13 protein-coding genes and 1 riboswitch are annotated in these 15,117 nt (G+C 70.4%); of the genes, 7 read left to right on the plus strand and 6 right to left on the minus strand.

What is annotated here, in order from left to right; translation table 11 throughout:
- The first annotated feature begins 55 nt into the window (after positions 1 to 55).
- The 4 genes from ACFWBB_RS22040 to ACFWBB_RS22055 all read left to right on the plus strand — a co-directional run bounded on the left by ACFWBB_RS22040 (position 56) and on the right by ACFWBB_RS22055 (position 4,875).
- A complete protein-coding gene (locus ACFWBB_RS22040; RefSeq protein WP_385274980.1) occupies positions 56 to 1,123 on the plus strand; it encodes a polyprenyl synthetase family protein in 1,068 nt (355 codons plus the stop codon).
- Positions 1,120 to 2,037, plus strand: a complete 918-nt coding sequence (locus ACFWBB_RS22045) for a hypothetical protein (protein WP_385274983.1) — start codon at positions 1,120 to 1,122, stop codon at positions 2,035 to 2,037. Before ACFWBB_RS22040 ends, ACFWBB_RS22045 begins: the two co-directional genes overlap by 4 nt.
- A 9-nt stretch (positions 2,038 to 2,046) precedes the next feature.
- Complete coding sequence (locus tag ACFWBB_RS22050; RefSeq protein WP_385274986.1) at positions 2,047 to 3,405, plus strand: cytochrome P450; 1,359 nt, start codon at positions 2,047 to 2,049, stop codon at positions 3,403 to 3,405.
- 111 nt (positions 3,406 to 3,516) lie between these two features.
- Entirely contained in the window at positions 3,517 to 4,875 is a 1,359-nt protein-coding gene (locus ACFWBB_RS22055) for a cytochrome P450 (protein WP_385274989.1), read from the plus strand.
- On the opposite strand, the gene ACFWBB_RS22060 is transcribed toward ACFWBB_RS22055, so the two are convergent.
- Complete coding sequence (locus ACFWBB_RS22060) at positions 4,872 to 6,059, minus strand: cytochrome P450 (protein WP_385274992.1); 1,188 nt, start codon at positions 6,057 to 6,059, stop codon at positions 4,872 to 4,874. The genes ACFWBB_RS22055 and ACFWBB_RS22060 overlap by 4 nt on opposite strands.
- 120 nt (positions 6,060 to 6,179) lie before the next feature.
- On the opposite strand from ACFWBB_RS22060, the gene ACFWBB_RS22065 reads away from it, so the two are divergent.
- The 3 genes from ACFWBB_RS22065 to ACFWBB_RS22075 all read left to right on the plus strand — a co-directional run bounded on the left by ACFWBB_RS22065 (position 6,180) and on the right by ACFWBB_RS22075 (position 8,551).
- A complete protein-coding gene (locus tag ACFWBB_RS22065) occupies positions 6,180 to 6,884 on the plus strand; it encodes a TetR/AcrR family transcriptional regulator (RefSeq protein WP_385274995.1) in 705 nt (234 codons plus the stop codon).
- Positions 6,881 to 8,164 (plus strand): condensation domain-containing protein, encoded by a 1,284-nt coding sequence (locus ACFWBB_RS22070; protein ID WP_385274998.1) that lies wholly within the window; start codon positions 6,881 to 6,883, stop codon positions 8,162 to 8,164. The genes ACFWBB_RS22065 and ACFWBB_RS22070 overlap by 4 nt, the downstream gene beginning before the upstream one ends.
- Positions 8,165 to 8,269: 105 nt before the next feature.
- A complete protein-coding gene (locus ACFWBB_RS22075) occupies positions 8,270 to 8,551 on the plus strand; it encodes an Lrp/AsnC family transcriptional regulator (protein WP_385275001.1) in 282 nt (93 codons plus the stop codon).
- A 41-nt stretch (positions 8,552 to 8,592) separates the two neighbouring features.
- On the opposite strand, the gene ACFWBB_RS22080 is transcribed toward ACFWBB_RS22075, so the two are convergent.
- From ACFWBB_RS22080 to ACFWBB_RS22100, 5 genes are all read right to left on the minus strand, one after another.
- Positions 8,593 to 9,954, minus strand: coding sequence for an aminotransferase class V-fold PLP-dependent enzyme (locus ACFWBB_RS22080; protein ID WP_385275004.1), 1,362 nt, complete (start codon positions 9,952 to 9,954; stop codon positions 8,593 to 8,595).
- Between the two features lie 179 nt (positions 9,955 to 10,133).
- A riboswitch (SAM riboswitch) is annotated at positions 10,134 to 10,250 on the minus strand.
- Positions 10,251 to 10,326: 76 nt separating this feature from the next.
- Entirely contained in the window at positions 10,327 to 11,391 is a 1,065-nt protein-coding gene (gene trpD, locus ACFWBB_RS22085; RefSeq protein WP_385275007.1) for an anthranilate phosphoribosyltransferase, read from the minus strand.
- A 152-nt stretch (positions 11,392 to 11,543) separates the two neighbouring features.
- Positions 11,544 to 13,181 (minus strand): cytochrome bc complex cytochrome b subunit, encoded by a 1,638-nt coding sequence (locus tag ACFWBB_RS22090; protein ID WP_385275010.1) that lies wholly within the window; start codon positions 13,179 to 13,181, stop codon positions 11,544 to 11,546.
- Positions 13,178 to 14,251, minus strand: a complete 1,074-nt coding sequence (locus ACFWBB_RS22095; RefSeq protein WP_385275013.1) for a Rieske 2Fe-2S domain-containing protein — start codon at positions 14,249 to 14,251, stop codon at positions 13,178 to 13,180. Before ACFWBB_RS22095 ends, ACFWBB_RS22090 begins: the two co-directional genes overlap by 4 nt.
- On the minus strand, positions 14,248 to 15,060 hold the full coding sequence (locus ACFWBB_RS22100; protein WP_385275017.1) for a c-type cytochrome: 813 nt from the start codon (positions 15,058 to 15,060) through the stop codon (positions 14,248 to 14,250). The genes ACFWBB_RS22095 and ACFWBB_RS22100 overlap by 4 nt, the downstream gene beginning before the upstream one ends.
- Between the last annotated feature and the right edge of the window lie 57 nt (positions 15,061 to 15,117).

The following is a 15,117-nucleotide window of genomic DNA, read 5'->3' on the forward strand; positions in this document are numbered from 1 at the left end:
CCTGTGCGCGGAACCGATTTCGCGGGCCCTACGAGTGGGGATGTAGCGCAGAAACATGAGCATCCATACCATATCTCCCGACATACTGGACCCGGTTGCCACGAGGGCCGCCGTGGACACCGTCCTCTTCGATTTCCTGGAGAATCATCGAAAGAATTCTGGGCAACGACAGTTGACCCGCCTTGTGAAATTACTTGAAGAATTCTTGGTGGGCGGCAAACGAATACGTCCGATTCTCGCCGTACTGGGGTGGCAGGCGACCGGCGGGAAAAATGACTTGACGGCCGTGATACGAGTGGCCGCCTCACTCGAGATGTTTCACGCGTTCGCTCTCATCCATGACGACATCATGGACGACAGCGATACCCGGCGCGGCCGTCCGACCATCCACCGGATACTCGCCGGAAAACGCGGCGACGACCGCACCGAGCGGTCCGGAATCGGCGGCGCCGTACTGCTGGGGGATCTCGCCTTCGCGTGGTCGGACCACCTGCTGCACACGGCCGGCCTCACCCCCGCACAATCGGCGGCGGTGTATCCGATCCTCACCGAGATGCGCACCGAGGTCATGCTCGGCCAGTACCTGGACCTGCGGGCGACCGGCGAGCTCACCGACGACGTCGAAGCCACGCTGACCGTCAACCGCTACAAGACCGCCAAGTACACGGTCGAACGGCCACTGCACATCGGCGCCGCCCTCGCAGGAGCCGACGCGCGGGCCCTGGCCGCCTGTACGGCGTACGCGCTTCCTCTGGGAGAGGCCTTCCAGCTCCGCGACGATCTGCTGGGCGTGTACGGCGACGTCCGTGACACCGGCAAGTCGCGTCTGGACGACCTGCGGGCCGGCAAGAACACCACCCTGGTCGCGCTGGCGCTGCGGGCTGGCGACGCGGCACAGCGCTCCCGGCTGCGCACGCTGATCGGCGATCCCGGTCTGGACGAGACCGGCGCCGAGGAGGTCCGCGCGATCTTCGCGGCCACCGGCGCCCGGGACGCCGTCGAACGCATGATCGACGACCGCTACCGGCGGGCGCTGGGCGTGCTGGACTCCGCCCCCTTCACCACCGACGCGGTCACCGCCCTCAAGCACCTCTCCGCCACGGCCACCAGGAGGAACTCATGACCACGGATCTGACCGCACCGACCGCACCGGCCCCGGCGGGGACGGCCCGCCGCTGGCAGGAGTGCACCGACCGGTTCGCCGCCCTGTTCGACCGGCACATCGGCCACGAGGCCCAGAAGGTGCCGATGACGGACGCCGAGCTGCGCGAGGTCATCGACGCCTGCAACCGCGCCGTCGCTCCACTCGGCAAGAGCGTCTCGGACAAGCGCTGGATCTCCTACATGGACGTCGTGCGCTGGTCGCAGAGCGCCCGCCACATAAAGGACATGGAAGCCTTCAAGGCCGTCTGCGTACTGAACTGCGTGACCTTCGTGTGGGACGACATGGACCCCGGCCTGCACGACTTCGACCTCTTCCTGCCCCAGCTGCGCGCGGTGTGCGAGCGCTACTACGCCCCGCAGGACGCGGAGTTCGCGTACGAGGGCGCCCGCGCCTTCGTCACCAGCGACCACATGTTCCGTGACTCGGCGCTCAAGACCGTGCTCTGCAGCACCTCGCCCGAGCAGTACTTCCGCTTCCGCGTCACCGACGTCGGCGTGGACTTCTGGATGCGGATGTCCTACCCGATCTACCGCCACCCCGAGCTGACCGAGCACTCCAAGACGGGGCTGGCCGCCCGGATGACCGCCCGCGGTCTGGCCATCGTCAACGACTTCTACTCCTACGAACGCGAGCACGCCCTCGGGCAGATCACCAACTGCTTCCGCCTGTGCGACATGGCCGACGAGGCCGACTTCCAGGCGTTCTTCCAGGCCCGCCTCGACGACATGGCCGAGGACATGGAATGCATCAAGGCCTTCGACCCCCTCACCCGGGACGTGCTGCTCGACCTCATCCAGGGCAACTTCGTGTGGACCACCCGGGACCGGCGCTACCAGGCCGCGGTCAACGACGTCAACTCACGGATCCAGTAGGGGCCCCGGATGCGCACCCCGAAGTCGCCCCCGGTGGAACGGTCCTGGCGGATCGGCACCGCGCCCGGTGCCGTGCCGCTGCTCGGGCACGTCCCCGCGCTGTGGCGCCGCCCCCTGGAGTTCCTCGCCTCGCTCCCCGCACACGGCGACCTGGTCGAACTCCGGCTCGGTCCCTCCCGCGCCTATCTCGCGGCCCACCCCGAACTGGTCCGGCACGTCCTGCTCAACCCGCGCGTCTTCGACAAGGGCGGCGTCTTCGACAAGGCACGGCAGCTCCTCGGCAACAGCCTGTCGGTCTCCCGCGGCGAGGAGCACCGCTTCCAGCGCCGGCTCATCCAGCCCGCCTTCCACACCACGAAGATCGCCGCCTACACGACGGCGGTGGCCGCGGACACCCGCACCGTCACCGACACCTGGCGGGCCGGCGAGACCCGGGACATCGGCGACGCCATGCACGCCCTGCTCATGCGGGTCGCCGCCCGCACCCTTTTCTCCACCGGGCTCGACCACGACACCATCGAAGAGGCCCGGCAGTGCCTGCGGACGGTCTCGCACGGCATCTACCGGCGGACCGTCGCCCCGCTGGGCGTCCTGGAGAGGCTGCCCACTCCGGGAAACCGCGCCTACGACCACGCCAACACACGGCTGCGGCAGATCGTCGCGGACATGATCGGGCTGCGGCGCAGGTCCGACGCGGACCACGGTGACCTGCTGTCCACCCTGCTGCGGGCGGAGCATCCCGACACCGGAGAGAAGCTGGACGACGGCCAGATCCTGGACCAGGTCGTCACCTTCCTGGTCGCCGGCAGCGAGACCACCGCCTCCACCCTGGCCTTCGTCTTCCATCTGATGGGCACGCTGCCCGAGGTGGAGCGGCGCGTGCACGCCGAGGTGGACACGGCTCTGCAGGGACGCACACCGGTCTACGAAGACCTGCCCGCGCTGCCGTACACCCGCAACGTCATCACCGAGGCGCTGCGGCTCTACCCGCCGTCCTGGATGGCGATGCGGGTCGCGGCCGAGGACGTCGAGCTCGGCGGCCGGACGGTCCCCGCCGGAACGATGATCCTGTACAGCGCCTACGCCCTGCATCACAATCCCGAGCTCTTCCCGGACCCCGAGACCTTCGACCCGGGGCGCTGGGAGGGCGAGCGGGCGGCCCAGGTGCCGCGCGGGGCCCTGCTGCCGTTCGGCGCGGGCAGCCACAAGTGCATCGGCGACGTCCTCGCGCTCACCGAGACCGCGCTGATCGTGGCGACCGTCGCCGCCCGCTGGCGGCTGCTCCCGGCCGCCGGGAGCCGGTTGCGCCCGGAGCCGAAGGCCACCCTGGAGGCGGGCCCGCTGCCCATGGTCCTGGAACGCCGCTGACCTCTCTGCTCCCTTGCCTTCTCCCTTCTCCCTTCTCCTTCTCCTCCCTCCCTCACGTCCGTCCGTCTTCCCTTCTCGTTCATCCGTACCGCTTCAGGGGGCGCATCCGGCATGAAGACCGATTCCGACCTGGCCAGGCGCAGTTGGCGGATCACCAAGGCGCCGGGCCGGCTTCCGCTGGTGGGCCATGCGCTGCAGCTGGCGCGGCGCCCGCTGGAGTACCTCTCCTCGCTGGCCGACCTGGGCGACCTGGTCGAGCTGCGGCTGGGCAGCCGGCTCACCTATCTGCCCTGCCATCCGGAACTGGTGCAGGACGTGCTGCTGAACGCGCGGGTCTACGACACCGGAGGCCCGGTGAAGGAGAAGGCCCGTCCCATCCTCGGCAACGGACTGATCACGTCCGACTGGGCCGACCACCGCAGGCAGCGGCGGATGGTCCAGCCGGCCTTCCACACCGCGCGCATCGCGACGTACGCCGAGGTGATGCGGGAGGAGTGCGCGGCACACGCGGATACCTGGCGGGCGGGCCGGCCGGTCGACGTCGGTGACGCGATGCAGGCGCTGACCGCGCGGGTGACGGCGCGCGCGCTGTTCTCGACGGCGATGGCGCCGCACTCGGTCGCGGAGATCCAGCGCAGCCTGCCCGTCATGGTGCGCGGCGCGTTCCGCCGGGCGCTCGATCCCACCGGCCTGATCGCCAGGCTGCCGCTGGCCGCCAACCGTGAGTTCGACGCCGCGCTCGACCGGCTGCACACCCTCATCGACGGCATCGTCGGGGACTACCGGCGCTCCGGTGAGGACCGCGGCGACCTGCTGTCCGCACTGCTGGCGGCACGGGACGACGAGGACGGCGGCGCGCTGACCGACCAGGAGGTCCACGACCAGGTCATGACCCTGCTGCTGGCCGGTGTGGAGACCACCGCGAGCGCGCTGACCTGGGCCTGGCACCTGCTGGCGGCCCATCCCGAGGCGGAGGCGCGGCTGCACGCGGAGGTCGACGAGGTGCTGGGCGGCCGGACACCGACGTACGCCGACGTACCGAAGCTCGCCCACACCCAGCGGATCTTCACCGAGACCCTGCGCCTGTACCCGCCGGCCTGGATGTTCACCCGGATGACCACCCAGCCCACCGAGCTGGCCGGCCACCCGCTGCCGGCCGGGGCGGACATACTCGTCAGCCCCTACGTCATCCACCGCATCCCGGAGTTCTTCCCGCGCCCGGAGGTCTTCGACCCGGACCGATGGCTGCCCGAACGTGCCAAGGACGTCACCCGTGGCTCGTATCTGCCCTTCGGGGCGGGCAGCCGCAAGTGCATCGGCGATGTCTTCGGGATGACGGAGGCGACGCTGGCGCTGGCCGCCCTCGCCTCCCGCTGGCGGCTGCGGCCCGTACCGGGCACCACCGTCTCGCCCCGGGCCGAGATGAGCCTGACGGCCGGAGCGCTGCCGATGGTGCCCGAACCGCGTTAGCCGAAGGTGACGGGCAGCGCGTGCAGACCGCGCAGCATCAGGCTGGGGCGCCACCGCAGGTCGCCGGGGTCGGTGTCCAGGGCCAGGCCGGGGCACCGTTCCAGCAGGGTCCGGAAGGCGATGGCGCCCTGCATCCGGGCCAGCGGCGCGCCCAGGCAGTGGTGGATGCCGTAGCCGAAGGCCGTGTGTCCGCGGGTGTCGCGGCGGATGTCGAAGCGGTCGGGCTCGGCGAACCGCCGCGGATCGCGGGACGCGGCGGCCAGGACGACGGCCACGGACTCCCCCGCGTCGATCACCGTGCCGCCGATCTCCACGGGCTCCTTGGTGTAGCGGAACGCCGTGGTCTCCACCGGCCCTTCGTAGCGGAGCATCTCCTCCACGGCGTTCCCCAGCAGCGACCAGTCGCGGCGCAGCAACGCCAGCTGATCCGGGTGGCGCAGCAGGGCGAGCGTTCCGCTGGACAGCAGGTTGGCCGCCGTCTCGTAGCCGGCCACCAGCAGCACGAACGCCATGCCGAGCATCTCCTCGGGCGTGAGCCCGTCCTCCTCGCCCAGGCGGCCGGCCAGCGCGCTCAGCAGGTCCTCGCCCGGCTCGCGCCGCTTGGCCGCGAGGAGTTCTGCGAGGTACCCCGTCATGGCCTGGGCCGCGGCGGCTGCGACCTCGGGCCGGGTGAAGTCGGTGCTCTCCAGGTACCAGTCGTGAAAGGTCTTGCGGTCGCTCGCCGGCACACCGAGCAGTTCGCAGATCACGGCCAGCGGCAACGGCAACGCGAACGACGCGACCAGGTCCGCGCGGCCCAGCGGCAGCATGGCGTCCACCAGGTCGTCCGTGATCCGCTGGATCGTCGGGCGCAGCGCCTCGATGCGCCGGGTCGTGAACTCCTTCGCCACGAGCCCCCGGAGCCGGGTGTGCTGGGGCGGATCCGTCTGCACCATGTTCAGGCCGATCGAGTTGCCCCCGTCGTCCTGCCACCCGGCCGAGTGCCTGATGTCGTTGGACAGCCGTGCGTCGGCCAGTGCGGCACGCGCCTCCGCATGTCCCACGACGAGCCAGAACTCGCCCGAAGCGGCGGTCCGGGCTCGGTGCACGGGCCCTTGCTCGCGCATCCGCTCGTACGCCGGATACGGATTGTCGACGAACGGCGTGCCAAGTGCTGACAGATCTGCAGATCCCGTCACGGACAACGGTGTTCCTCGCTTCGAACTCGCTGGTGCGGGTGAGCGGGGAGTACTCCCCCAGTGGACGGCGCGACCCTAGCAACGAAACGGGGAGCTGTCCCCGGTTTTGGTGTTAGTGTGCCGCCCATGGCCGTCGGAGACGAGCGACGCACACCCCGGCGCAGCGACGCGCGCCGCAACCGCGAGACACTGATCGCCGCCGCCCGGGAGATCTACGCCGAACGCGGGGTGGACGCGCCGCTGGACGACATCGCCCGCCGGGCCGGAGTCGGCAACGCCACGCTCTACCGCCACTTCACCGACCGGGCCGAACTGATCGAGACCGTCTTCAGGGACGCGCTGGCCCCGATCCTGGACGCGGCCCGGGAGGCCCGGGACCGGGCGGACGCCTGGGGCGGCCTCACCGCCTATCTGGACATGGTCTTCACCCTGCTTGCCGCCGACCGGGGCGCCGGCGACCTGATGACCACCGGCATCCGGGGCGTTCCCACGCTCGACGCCCTGCGCGAGGAGAACCGGCGCACGCTCGAGACGCTCCTGCTGCGCGGCCAGGAACAGCGCACGATCCGCGCCGACCTCACCGTCGAGGACCTGCTGTTCCTCCTGACCGCGCTGGGCCTGGCCACGCCCGCCGCCCCCGGGTCCTGGCGGCGCCATCTGGCCCTGGTGCTGGACGGTCTGCGCCCGCAGGCAACCCACCCGCTGCCTGAGCCGCCGCTCGGTCCGGAGCAGTTCGAGGCCGCACTGCACCGCCTCGGCTCCGCTCCCCGGACGGCGGCCCGGCAGGAAGATTCCCTTCGCCCACCGAGATCGGAGACCTCCGCACCATGACGCGTCAGCGCCCCGTATCGCCCTTCGAGAGCGTCTACTTCCTGGACCTGGGAGCGGCGGGCCTCCCCCTGTACGACATGCCGGCGTTCGTGGAGTCCCTGGTACGCGGCCGGCTGGACCCGGAGCTGATACGGCGGGCTCTCGGCCTGCTGACCGAGCACCATCCGATCCTGCGCTCCGAGGTGACGGCCGGCGAGGCGGGGCCCCTGCTGCGCGTCCGCGACCGGTGCCGGCCACCGCTCACCCTGCTCGACGGCATCGAGGACACCTACGCCGAGCTGATCAACACGCGGCCCGACTGGACCGAGAGCCTGCTGCACGCCTGGCTGCTCACCGACGGCGAGCGCAGCCAGGTGGTGCTCGGCGTCCATCACGGGGTGGCCGACGGCCGCTCGGCCTTCGCCGTGCTCGACGAGTTCTGGCGGTACTACACCGCCCTCGCGGCCGGCGGGAGCCCGTCCGCCGAGCGGCGCGAGGAGCTGCCCGAGGCCGTCGACACCCGGCTGGCCGGCGCCCTGCCGGACGCGGAGGTCGACGCCCTGGTCGACGCGATCGCGCAGGGCGGGGCGGCCGACGTCAAGCCCGCGACCCTGCCCACCGAGGGGGTGGGGCGCCCGGACCGGCCGGCTGCGACGCGCCGCTTCGTGGTCGACCGGCTGGAGTTCCCCGCGGAGACCACCGACGTCGTGGTGGCCGCCGCCCGGACCCGCGGGGTGACCGTCAACAGCCTTGTCACAGGGCTGGTCCTGACCGCCGTACGGTCACAACTCGCCCCTGAGCAGGGTTCGTTGACGATGACTTGCGGACACGGTGTCGACCTGCGCACCCGGCTGAGCCCCGAACTGCCCCTGAGCACCGTGCTCAACTGCATCACCGGCCTGCAGACCACGCTGACCGTCGGCCACGACGACCGGCCGGAGACGGTGGGCCGGGAGGTCGCCGACCAGGTGGCCGGCGCGCTGGCGCGGCGCGACCCCGAGCGGTTCCTGCTGGCCGCGCTGCGGGCCGGTGCCCGGGGCATCGCGGTGCCCGTCCCGGTCGTCAGCTATGGGATCTCCAACGTCGGGCGGATCCCCGCGCACCCCGTCCCCGGGGATGTGGAGCTGCTCCGCTTCGGCGGTACGGCCAACGCGCCGGGCATGCCGCCCAAGATCGGGGTCGCCAGCTTCGGCGGCCGGCTGCTCGTCCAGAACGAGTACGACAGCTGGACGTACGCCCCCGAGCAGATGCGGCGCCTGCGTGAGACCCTGCGCGGCTCCCTGACGGATCTGGTCCGCTGACCGCGGCTGTGCGGCGCTGCCCGCCACCGTCCCTTTGGTGAGCCACCGCTCACGTCATAGAGTGAAGCCCGCCCAGCTCCGGCCCCCCGAGGGAGAGAACCAGCCGTGATCACCGCGATCGTCCTCATCAAGACCAGCGTGGACCGGATCCCCGAGATCGCCGAGCGGGTCGCCTCGCTGGAGTCCGTGAGCGAGGTCTTCTCCGTCACCGGGACCTACGACCTCATCGCCATGGTGCGGGTGAAGCGGCACGAGGACCTGGCTGAGGTCATCCCGGGCAGCATCAGCAAGATTCCCGGCGTGGAGGCGACGGACACGCACGTCGCCTTCCGCACGTACTCGCAGCACGACCTGGAGGCGGCGTTCGCGATCGGCCTGGACTCCTAGGACCTGGCCGTCCGGACACCGCCCCGGGGCGGAGCCGCCGCCTACACCGCCGGGACGCAGCGGCCGTCCTGCGTGCGGTACTGCCAGCGCGCGCCGTCGGACACCAGCTCGCGCACCGCGTTCACGAAGCGGTCCACGTGCTCGTCCGGGGTTCCCGCGCCGAAGCTCACCCGGATCGCGTTGAGGGACTTCTCGCCGGGCGCCGCCTCGGGGGCCCCGCACTCGCCCTGGGTCTGGGGGTCGCTGCCCAGCAGCGTGCGGACCAGGGGGTGGGCGCAGAAGAGACCGTCGCGGACCCCGATGCCGTACTCGGCGGAGAGGGCGGCGGCGAAGTGGGAGCTGTTCCAGCCCTCTACGACGAAGGAGATCACGCCGACCCGCGGGGCGTCGTCGCCGAACAGGGACAGCACCCTGACCTGCGGGACCTCGGCCAGGCCGTCCCGGACCTTCGCGATCAGGTACTCCTCGCGGGCGACCAGGCTGTCGAAGCCGGCCTCGGTGAGGGCCTTGCAGGCCGCGGCGATGGAGTAGGCGCCGATCACGTTCGGGGAACCGGCCTCGTGGCGGGCGGCGCTCTCGTGCCACTCCACGTCCACTCCCCCGTCCTCGCGCCGCGTGACCTTGCGGCTGGCGCCGCCGCCCGCGAGGTAGGGGTCGGCCTCGGCCAGCCAGTCGGCACGGCCGGCCAGGACGCCGGCGCCGAAGGGCGCGTACAGCTTGTGGCCGGAGAAGGCGACCCAGTCGACGTCCAGGTCCCGCACGGAGACCGGGTGGTGCGGGGCCAGCTGGGCCGCGTCCAGGACGATCCGGGCGCCGTGCGCGTGCGCGGCCGTGGCCAGCTCGCGCACCGGCCACAGCTCACCGGTGACGTTCGAGGCGCCGGTGACACAGACCAGGGCCGGGCCGTAGGGGTCGCGGCCTGCGAGGGCGCGCTCCAGTGTCTCCACGGCCTGGCGCGGGGTGCGCGGGGCGTCGAGGTAGGTGACCCGGGCGTCCTTCCAGGGCAGCAGCGAGGCGTGGTGCTCGGTCTCGAAGACGAAGACCTGGCAGTCGGCGGGCAGGGCCCGGGCCAGCAGGTTGAGGGAGTCCGTCGTCGAGCGGGTGAAGACCAGCTGGTCGTCGGGCCGGCAGTCCAGGAACTCGGTCACCGTCCTGCGGGCGTTCTCGAAGAGGTCCGTGGAGAGCTGGGAGAGGTAGCCGGCGCCGCGGTGGACGCTGCCGTAGTACGGGGCGTAGGCCGCCACGTCGTCCCAGACGCGCTGGAGGGCCGGGGCGCTGGCCGCGTAGTCGAGCGCCGCGTAGGTGACCTCGCCGCCCGTCACGAGCGGGACGGTGACATCCCGGCCGAGAACGGGCAGCGGGGCACAAACGGTCCGGGCGGCGGCAGCGGCGGAGACAGACATGGCGAACTCCCGTGAGAGGCGAGGGGGAACCGCCGTGCGAGCGGACATGGCTCGAGCACGGAGGAAGGTGAAAGGGGTGTGCGGAGGCGGGGCTCTACGCCCTATCGCATTCGCTTGCTCACGGAAGGCTCCCTCGACGACCAGGACCCCTGGTGGCGCTCACTCGGAAGAGTGCGAGGGGTCCGCGCTTGCCGTAGACCTCGCTGCCTACGGCCTGGTCTTCACCCGGGGCACCCCGCCACGGACGGAGGGTTGCCGGACAGTCGGCCGGGGCCTCATGACTGTCACTCATGACCTGGTACAGGAACGTACGTGACGTGATCGCCGTCCCGCAACCCGTGTCCGGATCGCGGGACGGCCACCGATGAACCGCTACGCGTTGCTGGCGGCCACCCAGCGCTCCAGGGCCCGCTTGGCCGCGCCCGAGTCGATCGACTCCGTCGCCCTGTCCATACCGGCCCGGAGCTGCTCCGCCAGCGTCCCGGCGCCCGGCTCGAGCGCCACCAGCGCCGCCGCCGAGTTCAGCAGCACGGCGTCCCGCACCGGGCCCGTCTCGCCCTCGAGAAGGCGGCGGGCGACCTCGGCGTTGTACGACGGGTCGCCGCCCCGCAGGGCCTCGACCGGAACCAGTCCGAGGCCGACCTCACGGGGGTCGAAGGTCTCCTCGGTGACCTTGCCGTCGCGGACGACCCACACATGGGACGTGGCCGTCGTGGTGAGCTCGTCGAGGCCGTCGTCGCCCCGGAAGACCAGGGACGAGTTGCCGCGCTCGGCGAAGACGCCCGCGACGACCGGCGCCATCCGCGGGTCCGCCACCCCGACCGCCTGGGCCCGCACCCGCGCGGGGTTGGTCAGCGGGCCGAGCACGTTGAACACCGTGCGGATGCCCAACTGACCGCGCGCGGCGCCCACATGACGCAGCGCCGGATGGAACTTGATGGCGAAGCAGAAGGTGATCCCGGCCTCGTGGGCGACCTCGGCCACCCGCTTCGGGGTCAGTTCCAGATTGACGCCGAGCTTCTCCAGCACGTCCGAGGCGCCGGACGCGGAGGACGCGGCCCGGTTGCCGTGCTTGACGACCGTGGCACCCGTGCCGGCGACGACGATCGCCGACATGGTGGAGATGTTGACCGTCTTCGCGCCGTCGCCGCCCGTGCCGACGATGTCGACGGTCGGCCCCGGCACCTCGATCAGGTTGGCGTGCTCGTACATCGCCCGGACCAGCCCGTTGATCTCCGCGACGGTCTCGCCCTTGGCCCGCAGCGCCACCACGAACCCGGCGATCTGCGCGTCGGTCGCCTCGCCCCGCATGATCCGGTCCAGCGCCCAGAACGTGGCGTCCGCGTCCTGGTCACGGCCGTAGAGCAGGCCGTTCAGTACCTCGGGCCAGGAACGGCCCGCCGCGGTGTCGCCTCCAGCGGGGGTCACAGCGCTCATAGCCGCTCCTGCGTGTGTCGTGTATGCGTTGTGTGCCGTCGTGCGCCTCGTAACAAGGTGCACCCCACCCTATCCAGCCCGTGGGCACGGCAATGGGCCCCGTCCGAAGACCGGACGGGGCCCATTCCTGTGGCGTGGCGACGCCTCAGCGATCAGTGGTGGCCGTGGCCGCTGGTGATCTCCTTGTACTCCTCCACGGAGGGCTTCGGAATCTGCTGGTCCTCACCGAAGTAGGCCTCGCTGATCTTGGCGCGAAGCTTCTCCTTGCCCTTCACCTTGCGCTCGACACCGTTCTCGTCGACGGCTGCGCCGATCGCGGCCGGCTGGTACTGCTCGTGCGCCGTGAGGGTGTGCAGCTGCTCCTGGCTGAGCGGCTCGTGGATCTCGATGAACTCACCGTGCGGCAGGCGCTTGATGGTGCCGGTCTCACGACCGTGCAGCACCTTGTCCCGGTCCCGGCGCTGCAGGCCCAGGCAGATCCGCTTGGTGGCGATGTACGCGATGACCGGTCCGACGAAGAAGAAGATCCGGACGAACCAGGTGATCGAGTTGATCGACAGGTGGAAGTGCGTGGCCCACAGGTCGTTGCCGCCGCCCACCAGCGTGATCATGTACATCGTGACCCAGGCGACGCCCAGGGCCGTACGGGTGGGCGCGTTGCGCGGACGGTCCAGGATGTGGTGCTCGCGCTTGTCGCCCGTGACCCACGACTCGATGAAGGGGTAGAGCGCCAGCGCCGCGAGGACGACACCGAAGAGCACCAGCGGGATGAACACACCCAGGACGAGGGTGTGACCCCAGAGGTTGATCTCCCAGCCCGGCATGAAGCGGATCAGGCCCTCGGCGAAGCCCATGTACCAGTCGGGCTGGGCGCCGGTGGACACCTGGTCCGGACGGTAGGGGCCCATGGCCCAGATCGGGTTGATCTGCGCAAGGCCCGCGATGACCGCGATCACACCGAAGACCAGGAAGAAGAAGCCTCCGGCCTTGGCCATGTACACCGGCAGCAGCGGCATGCCGACGACGTTCTTGTTGCTCTTTCCGGGGCCCGCGAACTGCGTGTGCTTGTGGTAGAAGACCAGGATCAGGTGGCCGACCACCAGGCCGAGCATGATGCCCGGCAGCAGCAGGATGTGGATCGAGTAGAACCGCGCCACGAAGTCGTGGCCCGGGAACTCCCCGCCGAACAGGAACATCGAGATGTACGTGCCGACGATCGGCATGGACAGGATCGCGCCCTGCGTGAAGCGGACACCGGTGCCGGAGAGCAGGTCGTCCGGGAGCGAGTAACCGGTGAACCCGGTGAACATGCCCAGGACGAACAGCAGGAAGCCGAACAGCCAGTTGATCTCACGCGGCTTGCGGAACGCGCCCGTGAAGAACACGCGCATCATGTGCACGAACATGCCGGCGAGGAAGATCAGCGCCGCCCAGTGGTGGATCTGCCGGATGAGCAGACCGCCCCGCACGTCGAAGGAGATGTGCAGCGTCGAGCTGAACGCCTCCGACATCAGCTGTCCCTGCAGCGGGACGTAGCTGCCGTGGTACTCCACCTCGTTCATCGACGGGTGGAAGAACAGCGTCAGATACACACCCGTGAGGATGATGATGATGAAGCTGTAGAGGCAGATCTCACCCAGCATGAACGACCAGTGGTCGGGGAAGATCTTGCGCATGTTGGCCTTGGCCAGGGAGTAGATCCCCAGCCGGCCGTCGGCCCAGTCGGCGATCCGCTCGCCGGCCGGGGCCTTCCCGCGTTCGCGGGACTCTGTGGTCTCTGTGGTGCTCATCCGCGCTCCCAGAAAGCAGGACCGACGGGCTCCTCGAAGTCGCCGAGCGCCTCGAGGTAGCCCTCGTCGTTCACGCCGATGCGCAGCTGCGGCAGGGCGTGACCGGCGGGACCGAAGATCACTCGGGCACCGTCGGAGAGGTCGAAGGTGGACTGGTGGCAGGGGCACAGCACGTGGTGCGTCTGCTGCTCGTACAGCGAGATCGGGCAACCGACGTGGGTGCAGATCTTCGAGTACGCCACGATGCCCTGGTAGGACCAGTCGAGTTCCTGCTTGTCCTTGATGTTGTCCGGCTGGAGCCGGACGATCATCAGGGCCGCCTTGGCGATCTCGTTCTGGAACTCCTCGTCGTGCTCCTCCAGGCCCTCGGGCTTGGCGAAGGTGAGCGAACCGACGGCCACGTCCGAGGGACGCAGCGGCTCGTTCGTGTTCATGTTGACGAGCAGCTTGCCCTTGGCCCACAGCGTGTGCCGCAGCTTGTCCTCGGGCAGCGGGCCGAGGTCGCGCAGCAGCACGACACCGGACAGCGGCACCAGGGCGATCGCGCCGAACATCGTGTTGCGGATCAGCTTGCGACGGCCGATCGCGGACTCCTTGGCGCCCTGCTTGAAGTCCGCGTGGACCTTCGCACGGACCTCGGGGGCCGCGGCGATGGCGTGCCGCTCGTCGGCGACCTCCACGTCGGACATCAGGGTGCGGGCCCAGTGGACCGCGCCGGCGCCGATGGTGAACAGCGCCGTGCCCAGCGTCAGACCCAGCGCGAAGTTCAGCGCGCTGAGGTGGCCGATCGGGAACACGAAGACCGACCTGTCGGCGGGGATCGCCACGTACGCGGCGATGAAGCCGACCGTGGCGAGCATCGACAGCGTGAACAGGAAGGCGACCGCGCGCTCGGACCGCTTGGCGGCCCGCTCGTCGATGTCCTGGACGCGATGCTCGTGCGGCGGCAGACCGGGGTCCGCGAACGGGTTCCGCTCGTCCGCGACGCCTACCGCACCGTGACCGTGCTCGTTGTGCCCTGCGGACTGCTCAGCAGGCAGGTTCTCTTCTGGAATGTCTTGGCTACTCATGACTTCTTGGCCTTTGCGGTCCGAGCGGCGACCCAGACGGCGACCGCGATCAGGGCTCCGAGACCGAAGATCCAGGCGAACAGGCCTTCGCTGACCGGCCCGAGGCCGCCCAGCTCCAGACCGCCGGGGTTGTCGGTGTCGCTGCTGTTGACCGCGTGCAGGTACGCGATGATGTCCTTCTTGTTCTGCTCCGACAGGGTGGTGTCGGGGAAGGAAGGCATGTTCTGCGGGCCGGTCTGCATGGCCTCGTAGAGGTGCTTCGGGTCCACGTCCTCGAGGCTCGGAGCGTACTTGCCCTTGGTGAGGGCACCGCCCTTGCCGGTGAAGTTGTGGCACTGCGCGCAGTTGGTGCGGAACAGCTCGCCACCCTTGGCGATGTCCGCGCCCTCCGGGCCGTACTCGGCGTCGGTCGGGACGGACGGACCGGCGCCCAGGGAGGAGATGAACGCGGCGAGCTGGTCGATCTCGGCCTGCGTGTAGATGACCTTCTTCTTGGGCACCTGGGCGCCCTGGGAGGTCGCGGCGGGCATACGCCCGGTGCCGACCTGGAAGTCGACGGCCGCGGCACCCACGCCGACCAGGCTCGGGCCGTCGGAGGTCCCCTGACCGCCGGCGCCGTGGCAGCTGGCGCAGCCAACGGCGTAGAGCTTCTTGCCCTCGTCGATGGTGAGGGACTGGGCGGTGTCGTCTGCCTGCGCCTTGCTCGCGGGCGCGAACGCGGCGTACAGCCCCCCGGTGGCCGCCAGCGCGAGGAGTAGGACGACGAGCGCCGCCAGCGGATGGCGTCGTCGTGCGGAGAGCTTTTTCACGGATTACCCCGGTGTCAGGATCTTCTGCGTCGATGCGTGGGATGTGCGGGAGCGAGC

The sequence above is a fragment of the Streptomyces sp. NPDC060000 genome, from assembly GCF_042737375.1.
Lineage (GTDB): Bacteria > Actinomycetota > Actinomycetes > Streptomycetales > Streptomycetaceae > Streptomyces.